Annotated in this window: 2 protein-coding genes; both read right to left on the bottom strand. The window is 75.2% G+C overall.

Annotated features, from left to right (window positions below; genetic code table 11):
* Window positions 1-6,061, bottom strand: a 6,061-nt coding sequence (locus tag EBH09_RS32255; protein WP_121750381.1) for a type I polyketide synthase, incomplete at its 3' end; no start/stop codon positions are given.
* Window positions 6,062-6,070: 9 nt separating this feature from the next.
* A partial coding sequence (locus EBH09_RS32250; protein WP_121750380.1) for a type I polyketide synthase occupies window positions 6,071-10,261 on the bottom strand: 4,191 nt, incomplete at its 5' end.

Here is a 10,261-nt window from a genome sequence, read left to right as displayed (position 1 = left end):
GGTCCAGCCGGGCCGGGACGAGGACCGGCTTGCCGAGCGCGCACGCCGCGTCGAACAGGTCCAGCGCGTCGGGGGTCGGCATGGCGGCGACGCCCATCCGCCGTACCCGGGACAGGTCGGCGCTGTCCAGGTGCCCGGTCATGCCGCTGCGCTGCTCCCACCAGCCCCAGCACAGCGACGTGCCGGGGAGGCCGGACGCCCTGCGGCGCGTGGCCAGGGCGTCCAGGAAGCCGTTGGCGGCGGCGTAGGCGGCCTGACCCGCTGCGCCGAGCGTTCCTGCGAGGGCGGAGAACAGCACGAACGCGCTCAGGGGACGCCCGCGGGTCAGTTCGTCGAGATGGACCGCGCCGCCGGCCTTGGCGCGCAGCGCCTGGTCGAGCCTGTCCGGGGTGAGCGCGGCGACGGTGCCGTCGGCCAGCTCCCCCGCCGCGTGCACGACCGCCGTCAGCGGAGCGGGTCGGGGCAGGCCGGCAAGCAGGTCCGCCACGGCGGCCCGGTCCGCGATGTCGCACTCCACGACTTTCACCGTCGCGCCCGCGTCCACGAGGTCCGACACCAGCGCGGCGGCTCCATCGGCGGCCATGCCGCGGCGGCTCGCCAGCACCAGGCTGCGCACCCCGCGTGCGGTGACGAGGTGGCGCGCCACCAGCGATCCCACGCCACCGGTCCCGCCGGTGACCAGGACGGTCCCGCCACCGAAGTCGTCGGCCAGCTCGAGGACGAGCTTGCCGATGTGCCGTCCCTGGCTCATCTCGCGGAAGGCGGTGCGCGCGTCGCGGACATGCCGGACGGAGACCGGGTTGAAGCGCAGCCGCTCCTCGGCGAACAGGTCCATGACGGCCCGGAACATCTCGTGGATCCGGTCCGGGCCCGCCTCGTAGAGGTCGAAGGCCTGGTAGGCGACGCCCGGGTGGTCGGCTGCGACACGGGCGGGGTCGCGGATGTCGGTCTTGCCCATCTCGATGAAGCTGCCGCCGGCGGGGAGCAGGGTCAGCGAGGCGTCGACGTGGGCGTGGGCCAGGGAGTTCAGCACGACGTCCACGCCGCGGCCGCCGGTGGCGTGCCGGAAGGCGGTCGCGAACTCCAGGTCCCGTGAGGAGGCGAGGTGGTCGTCGTCCAGTCCCATGGCCCGTAGGGCGGGCCACTTGGCGGGGCTCGCGGTGGCGTACGTCTCGGCGCCGATGTGCCGCGCCAGCTGGACGGCGGCCATGCCGACACCGCTGGCCGCGGCGTGGACGAGGATCCGTTGCCCCTTCTCCAGCCCGGCGAGGTGCACGAGCGCGTAGTAGGCGGTGAGGAAGGCGCCCGGCACGGACGCCGCCTCCGCGTGGCTCCACCCGTCGGGGACGGGCGCGAGCAGGCGGTGGTCGGCCACGGCCGCGCGGCCGAAGGCGCCGGTGAAGATGCCGGTCACCCGGTCGCCCGGGGCCAGGCCCGTCACGTCGTCCGCCACCTCCAGGACGGTTCCGGACCCCTCGCTGCCGAGTCCGGCGTCGATGGCGGTCCGTTCCACCAGGCCGAGGGCGATGGTGACATCGCGGAAGTTGAGCCCCGCGGTGTGCACGGCGACCCGTACCTGCCCGCTGGTGAGGGGCACCTCGACCTCGGGGCAGGGGACCCAGGTCAGGTTCTCCAGCGTCCCCTTGTCCGGGATGCCGAGCCGGTGGGGTCCGGCCGGGGGCGGCTCGATCTGCCGGTGTGCGGGTGAGGCCGGGGTCAGGCGGGGAGCGAGGCACTGCCCGTCGCGCAGGGCAAGTTGGTCCGCGTCGTGGGCGAGCGCGTCCGGGAGGCGTTCCCAAGAACTGCGCTCGTCGTCGATGTCCACCAGACGGAACCGGCCGGGGTGTTCGGTCCGGGCGGAGCGCAGCAGGCCCCAAGCGGAGGCGCCTTGGAGGCTCACGCCGCTCGGTCCGCCGCCGGTGTCCTGGGCCAGGCGCGTGAGGAGGACCAGGGTGGCCCCGGCGCAGCGTTCGTCGCCGAGGAAGCGCCGGACCGCGTCGAGGACGTGTGCGTCCGCGTGGCGGACCGCGCCGAGCGGACCGGCGCTCCGGGCCGCGTCGGTGCGGTCGGGGATGGCTGCGGGGCCGTGCGTACCGTCGTCGTCCAGGCAGAGGACGATCTGCGCGGGGTCCGCGCCCGTGAGGGCCCGTCCGGACAGGGCGTCCTTCAGGGACGCGCACCGCACGACGGACGGGCCGGCCGCACCGGCGGCCCGGGCCGCCAGGCCGTCCCGCGCGCCGATGACGATCCGTGTCCCGCTGGGAGCCGTGCCCGCACCGGGCGGGACCGGCTTCCACTCCACTTCGAACAGCGCGGACCCGTGCGCGCCGCGCACCGCGCGCACCTGCTCCCGGCCGGCCGGCCGGAAGGTCAGCGCACCGATGCGGGCGACCGCCCGCCCCCGGTCGTCGGCGACCACCACGGACACGGCACCGTCACCGGCCGGGGAGATCCTGACCCGCACGGCCGGGCCGCATTCCCCGGCCGTGTCCACCCCACTCCACGCGAAGGGCATCCAGCCCCGGGCGCCGTCCACCTCGATGACCTCGCCGGCCACCACCGCATGCAGCACGGAGTCCAGCAGCGCGGGGTGCAGGGCGAAGCCGTCGTCGGCCGAAGTGCCGTCCGTCTTCGGCAACGTGGCGGCCGCGAAGAGGTCCTCGCCCCGCCGCCACACCTCGCGCAGGCCGCGGAACGCGGGGCCGTAGTCGAAGCCGGCGTCCGCGAAGGAGTCGTACAGCTCCGTGATGTCGATCGGCTGCGCATCGGCCGGGGGCCACACGGCGAGCGGTGTCGCGTCCTCGGGGGCCCCGGACGCCGGCGCTGCGCCGGGTGCCAGTCGGCCCGTCACGTGCCGGGTCCAGCCACCGGGTGCCGGACCGTCCTCGCCGGAGTGCGAGAAGACCTCCATGGAGCGGCGTCCCGTGTCGTCGGCGGCACCGGCGACGATCCGCACCCGTACCTCCCCGGAGGCCGGGAGGACCAGGGGCGCTTCGAGGGAGAGTTCCTCGACGGCGGGGGCACCGACGCGGCGGCCCGCCGACAGGGCGAGGTCCAGGTGGGCCGTCGCCGGTACGACGACCGCGCCGAACACGGTGTGGTCGGCCAGCCAGGGCTGCGTCCGCAGGGACCACCGGCCGGTGAGGACGACCTCGCCGGTGCCGGGGAGGTCGACCTCGGCTCCGAGCAGCGGGTGATCAGCGGCGGTGAGCCCGGCGGCCGACAGGTCCAACCGGCCCGCGGCGGCCCGAAAGTCCAGCCAGTAGCGCTGCCGCTGGAAGGCGTACGTCGGCAGGTCCACCGTCCCGCCGGCCGGGAACAGGGCGCTCAGGTCCACGTCCACGCCCCTCACGAGCAGCCGGGCCAGCGCGGCGACGAACGCCTCCTCCGGCTCACGGTCCCGCCGCGACACGGGCACGACCAGGGCGTCGTCCGCGCCCTCGTGGGCGAAGGCCTCCTTGGTGATGCCCGCGAGGGTCGAGCCGGGGCCCACGTCGAGGAAGACGTCCGCGCCGGACTCGCGGGCGCGCCGTACCGCGTCGTGGAAGCGGACGGGTTCGCGCACGTGGCGCACCCAGTGCGCGACGGACGTCAGCTCCCCGGCAGTGGCCTCACGGCCCAGCAGGGACGAGACGACGGGGATCTGCGCGGCGCCGCCGCCGAGTTCGCCGAGGGACGCCGCGAAGGCGTCCAGGACGGGGTCCATGAGCGGGGAGTGGAAGGCGTGACCGACGGCGAGCAATTTCGCGGAGGTTCCGGCGGCGACCAGCCGGTCACGCATCGCGTGGACCTGGTCGCGGACGCCCGAGACGACGACCGACGCGGGACCGTTGACGGCGGCGACGCCCACCCGGTCGTACGCGGCGAGCAGGGCCCGTACCTCGTCCTGCGGTGCGCGTACGGCCAGCATGGCGCCGGCCTCCTCGACGGTCTGCATGATTCTGCCGCGGGCGGCCACGAGCCGGGTGGCACCGTCCAGGTCGAGGGCGCCGCCGACGTGGGCGGCGGCGATCTCGCCGACCGAGTGACCGATCAGCAGGCTCGGCGGCGGGCAGTAGCGCGTGATCAGGCGGTACAGGGCGACCTGGAGGGCGAACAGCGCCGGCTGGGCGATGTCGGTGCGGTCGGCGAGGTCGTCGGTGGGCCGGCCGGACAGCAGCAGGGGCTTGAGGGCGAAGGGCAGGTGCGCGTCGAAGCGGGCACACACCTCGTCGAGGCTCCGGGCGAAGACCGGGAAGGCGTCGTACAACTGTCCCGCCGCGCCGGCCCAGCGGGAGCCCTGCCCGGGGAACAGGAAGACGGTGCCGTCGGGCTCCCCGGCGATCCCGCGCACCACGTCCGCGGATTCGGTGCCCTCGCTCAGCGACGCGAGACCGCGCAGCAGGTCGTCCCGCTCATGACCAAGCACCACCGCGCGGTGCTCGAACCGGGCGCGGGTCGACGCCAACGACCGTCCGACGGCAGCGACGTCGGCCCGCGGGTCCGCGACGGCGAAGCGGTGGAGCTTGTGCGCCTGCGCCCGCAGCGCCTCGGCTGAGCGGGCGGAGACGATCCACGGCACCACCGTCGTGGCGTGCGCTGCCGGGCGGCCGGTGCCGGACGCGTCCCCGGGGGGTGCCTGCCCGGCCGGTTCACTGCCGGCGGGTCCGTCCGCGGCGGGCGTCACCTCGGCGGGGGCCTCCTCCAGGATCAGGTGCGCGTTGGTGCCGCTGGCGCCGAAGGCGGACACTCCCGCCCGCCGGGGCCGGCCCGGGGCACTGGGCCACTGCATGGCCCCGGTCAGCAGTTCCACCGCCCCGGCCGACCAGTCCACGTGTGTGCTGGGGCGGTCCACGTGCAGGGTCTTGGGCATCGTCCGGTGCCGCATCGCCATGATCATCTTGATGACCCCGCCGACGCCGGCGGCCGCCTGCGCGTGGCCGATGTTGGATTTCAGCGACCCCAGCCACAGCGGCCGGTCGCGATCGCGGTCCTGCCCGTAGGTGGCGAGCAGCGCCTGCGCCTCGATCGGGTCGCCCAGCTTGGTGCCCGTGCCGTGCGCTTCCACCACGTCGACGTCGCTCGCCCGGACCCGGGCGTTGGCCAGCGCGGCTCGGATCACCCGCTGCTGCGCCGGGCCGTTCGGCGCGGTCAGCCCGTTGGACGCGCCGTCCTGGTTGATCGCCGAGCCCCGGATCAGGGCCCAGACGCGGCGTCCGTTGCGCCGCGCGTCCGACAGCCGCTCCAGGACCAGGACCCCGGCGCCCTCGGAGAACCCGGCGCCGTCCGCCGTGTCGGAGAACGCCTTGCACCGGCCGTCGGGCGCCAGGCCCCGCAGCCGGGACATCTCGCGCAGGACCTGCGTCGTCGCCATGACGGTGACTCCCCCGGCGAGGGCGAGCCCGCACTCGCCCTGCCGCAGCGACTGCACCGCCTGGTGGATCGCCACCAGGGACGACGAGCACGCGGTGTCGGTCGACACCGCCGGTCCCTCCAGGCCGAGGACGTAGGCGACGCGTCCGGACGCCACGCTCAGCAGGGAGCCGGTCTGGCCGTAGCCGGAGATGACCTCGGGGGTGGTGTGGTGGTCGCCGTAGCCGAAGTAGGCGAGTCCCGCGAAGACACCGGTGGCGCTGCCGCGAAGGGTCCGCGGGTCGATGCCGGAGCGTTCCAGGGACTCCCAGGAGGTCTCCAGCAGCAGCCGCTGCTGCGGGTCGGCGGCCAGCGCCTCGCGGGGGTTGATGCCGAAGAACTCCGCGTCGAAGTCCGCCGCGTCGGACAGGTAGCCGCCGGAGCGCGCGTAACTGGTGCTCGGCCGGTCCGGATCGGGGTCGTACAGGGCGTCCAGGTCCCAGCCGCGGTCCTCGGGGAGGCCGGCCACCGCGTCGCGGCCCGAACGCACCAGGTCCCACAGTTCCTCCGGGGACGCCGCCCCGCCCGGGAAGCGGCAGGCGGCGCCGACGACGGCGATGGGCTCGGCGGCGGCCTCCGTCAGCCTCTCCAGCCGTCGGCGGGTCTCGATCAGCTCGATCGAGGTCCGCTTGAGGTAGTCGAGGACCTCGGCGTTGTTGTCGTCACTCATCGCTCTCCCCTAGCCGAGCTCTTGGTCCAGCAGCGAGAGAAGCTCGCCGGCTGAGGCCGTACTGATCCGGTCGGTGATGCCGATCACCGGTCCCTCGCCCGCCATCGCGCGGACTCGGCCCTGCACTTGGCCCACCAGGGCGGACAGGGTGGCCCTTTCCTCGTCCGCGAGGGCGGGGAGCTCCTCCTCCAGCCGGGCGCCCAGCCGCTCGATCTCCTCGGCCAGACGGTCGGCCGGCGTCCGCTGCGGACCGGCGGCGGGCGTGAGGCTGTCGATCAGGAACCGCGCGAGGGCATCCGGGTTCGGGTGGTCGAACGCGAGGGTGGCGGGCAGCTTCAGGCCGGTCACCGCCGACAGCTTGTTGCGCAGTTCCAGCGCGGTGAGCGAGTCGAGGCCGAGGTCCCGGAACGCGACGGTGGGCCCGATCCGTTCACCGTCGTCGTGACCGAGGACGAGTGCGGTCTGCGCCCGCACGACGTCGCGCACCACCGCCTCTGCCTCGGCCGCCGGCTTCGACAGCACCACCTGCGCGAGTTCGAGGCCGGGGGTCTCCGACCGGTCCGGGCGGTCCGCACCGGCGGACGGCGCGGGCAGATCGCGCAGGAGGGGCGAGACCGTGCGGCCGGTGGGCGCAGCGCCGGGCCCGGGCAGGTGCAGCCGGGCGGGCACCAGCACCGGCTCGTCCCGTGCGATCGCCGCGTCGAAGAGCGCGAGGCCCTCATGCGACGGCATCGGCGACACGCCCTGCCGCTGCAGGCGCACGAGGTCCGCCTCCCCGAGGCCGGCGCCCAGTTCGCTGCGCTCGGCCCAGTAGCCCCAGCACAGGGCGGTGGCGGGCAGTGCCTGGGCCCGGCGGGTCTCGGCGAGGCCGTTGAGGAAGGCGTTCGCCGCCGCATAGCCGGCCTGTCCGGCGGTCCCGAGCAGGCTCGCGATCGACGAGAACAGCACGAACGCGGACAGGTCCAGGTGCCGGGTGGCCTCGTGCAGGTACCAGGCGCCGTGCGTCTTCGGAGCGAGCACCGCGTCGATGCGGTCACCCGTCAACGACTCGACGACGCCGTCGTCCAGGACGGCAGCGCAGTGGATCACCGCGGTCAGCGGGTACTCGTCCGGGACCGCGTCGATCAACGCGGCCACCGCCGCACGGTCCGTGACGTCGCAGGCCGCCACCTCGACGTGGGCGCCCGCCCCGGTCAGCGTGGCACGCAGGCCGTCCACCGCCGGGGCCGTCGCCCCCCGTCTGCTCGTGAGCAGCAGGCGGCGCACCCCGTGACGCTCCACGAGATGGCGGGCCAGCACGGCTCCGAGGCCGCTGGTGCCGCCGGTGATCAGCACCGTCCCGGACCCGAGGGCGGGACGGCCCCGGTCCGCGCCGGAGGAACGGGGTCCGGCGGCCGGGCGGGTGAGCCGGGGAACGGTCACGGTGCCCGACCTGATCCGGAGCTGTTCCTCGCCCGTACCAGCCGCGGCCGGAATACGGGCCCAGGACCCGGCGCGGGCGTCGGTGTCGGTGTCGGTGTCGGTGTCGGTGTCGGTGTCGAGGAGCGTGAACCGGCCGGGGTGTTCCGTCTGCGCGCTGCGCAGGAAACCCCAGACCGCCGTCGCGGCCGGGTCGGTGCGGGTCCCCCGGCCGTCCTGGATCGCCTCACGGGTGACGACCACCAGGCGCGACGCGGAGAACCGGTCGTCCAGGAGCCACTCGCGCGTCCACCGCAGCACCTGGTGGAGTCGGTGTCGGGCGGCCGCGGGCGGGGTGTCGCCTTCGGTGCCCGCACCATTCGGCACGGCGAACACGACCGGCGGTATGTCGGCGCCGGAGGCGGCGAGTTCGGCCGGACCGGCCAGGACCGGCCCGTCCCCGGCCAGGGCCGCGGTGAGCGCGTCCGGCTCGCCCAGCACGGCGTACCGGCCGGCCTCGCGCGGCGAGGACGGTGCTGGGACCCAGTCCACCCGGTACAGGGCGTCGTGCGGGCCGGTGCCGAACTCCGCCGGCTTCCCGGTGTCCACGGGCATCAGGGTCAGCGACTCGATCCCGCCGGCCGGTGCCCCGGTCCGGTCCGCGAGGGTCACGGACACCGTGTCCGGCCCGGTGGAGGTGAGACGGACGCGCAGCGCGCCGGGGCGCGCGGACGTCAGGCGGACGCCTCGAAACCGGTGCGGCAGCCGGCCCCGTGCGGAGCCGTCGGCGGCCGACGCCAGGCCGGTGGCCAGCAACGCGGCGTCGAGCAGCGCCGGATGGACCCGGAAGCCGCCGGCCTGCTCGGCCCCGCCGACCGCCGGCAGCGCCACCCGGGCGAAGAGTGCGCCGTCGGCCTGCCACGCCTCCTCCAGGCCCCGGTACAGGGGCCCCGGAGCGAAGCCGAGGGCGGCCAGCCGGGCGTACGCCGCCTCGTGGGACACGCCGACCACGTTCGCGGGGGGCCAGGCGGCGAGGCCGTCCGCCCGCCGACTCCCGGCGGTGTCGGAGCCGGCGAAGCCCGAGGCGTTCCGGGTCCACCCGGCTTCGCCGTCACCGCGCGAGTGCACGCCGATCACGCCGTTGCCGTCGACGACCACGCTGACCTCACGTCCGGCCGGGCCGGACAACAGCAGTGGTTCCTCCAGGGCGAGTTCGTCCACGACGTCGCGGCCCGCCCGGTGCGCGGCCCACACCGCCATCTCCAGCAGCACCGCGCCCGGCACCATGGCCCTGCCGTGGACCAGGTGCCCGGCGAGCCACGGGTGGCGCTCGGGCGACAGGAACCCGCGGGCCACCACGCCGCCGCTCTCCGCGTCGTCCGGCAGGTCGATCACGGTGTCGAGGAGTGGATGGTCCGACGGGGAGGCGGTGGTGGTCTCACGCGGTGTGTCGAGCCAGTAGCGCTGCCGCTGGAACGGGTAGGTGGGCAACTCGGCCCAGGCGCCGACCGGTTCGGGCAGGGCTGCGGGCCAGGACACGGGGACGCCCGCCACGAAGGCCTCGGCCGCCGACCGGTACAGCCTTGTGAGCCCGCCCTGGCCGCGGCGCAGCGAGCCGGTCGCCACCCGGGGAGTTCCAGGGGTGTCGTCGAGCATCTGCTGGATGTTCACCATGAGCAGCGGGTGGGGGCTGACCTCGATGAAAGCTCCGTGGTCCGCTGCGATCAGGCTTCTCACGGCGGCGGCGAAGCGGACCGGCTCCCGCATGTTGCGGAACCAGTAGGCCGCGTCGAGTTCCGAGCCGTCGAGGAGACCACCGGTGACGGTCGAGTGGAACGCCACCGATGAGGACACGGGCCGGATCGGACCCAGCTCGTCGAGGACCGCCTGCTCGAAGCGGTCCATCAGCGGCGAGTGGCCGGGGACGCCGGCCGGGATCGGGCGGGCGCGCACTCCCTGGGCCTCGCAGGCCGCCACCAGCTCCGCGACCGCGTCGGCCTCACCGGACACGGTCGTCGAGTAGGGCCCGTTGACCGCCGCGATCGCGATGCGGGGTCCCCACGGCTCCATCAGCCGCAGGACACGGTCCTCGGTCGCCACGATCCCGGCCATGCCGCCGTCCTCGGTGGCGGTGGCCAGGAGCCGGGACCGTACGGCGACGATCCTGGCCGCGTCCGGCAGGGACAGGGCGCCCGCCACGCAGGCGGCGGCGATCTCGCCCTGGGAGTGGCCGATCACGGCGTCCGGCTCGACGCCCAGCGCGCGCCAGACCCGCGCCAGGGACACCATCATCGCGAACAGCACGGGCTGTACGACGTCGATCCGGTCCAGGTCAGCCGCCTCGGGGCCACCGCACACGGTGTCGACGAGCGACCAGGAGATCCACGGTTCGAGCGCCTGGGCGCAGGCCCGCAGCTGCTCGGCGAAGACCGGGCTGGTCTCCCACAGTTCGCGTCCCATGCCCGGCCACTGGCATCCCTGGCCGGGGAAGACGAAGACCGTTCCGCCCAGCGGCCGGGCGACGCCGGAGACCACGCCCCGGGGGTGCCGGTCCCCCGCGGCGACGGCCGTCAGGCCGGCGTGCAGCTCGTCGCGGTTCGCGCCGATCAGCACCTGGCGGTGCTCGAACAGCGAGCGGGTCGCCACTAGCGCGTGTCCCACGGCCGCCGCGGTGGGGCCGGTGTCCGCGGCGACGCGGTCGCGCAGGCGCAGCGCCTGTTCCCGCAAGGCCTCCGGGGACCGAGCGGAGAGCACCCAGGGCACCGCCGCCGCGTCGCTGGACACCCGTCCGGAGGCGGCGGC

Origin of the sequence: Streptomyces sp. E2N166 (assembly GCF_003671715.1) — a bacterium.
Lineage (GTDB): Bacteria > Actinomycetota > Actinomycetes > Streptomycetales > Streptomycetaceae > Streptomyces > Streptomyces thinghirensis.
Note: the sequence above shows the minus strand (reverse complement) of the source record. Positions and strands in the feature narration are given on the sequence as shown.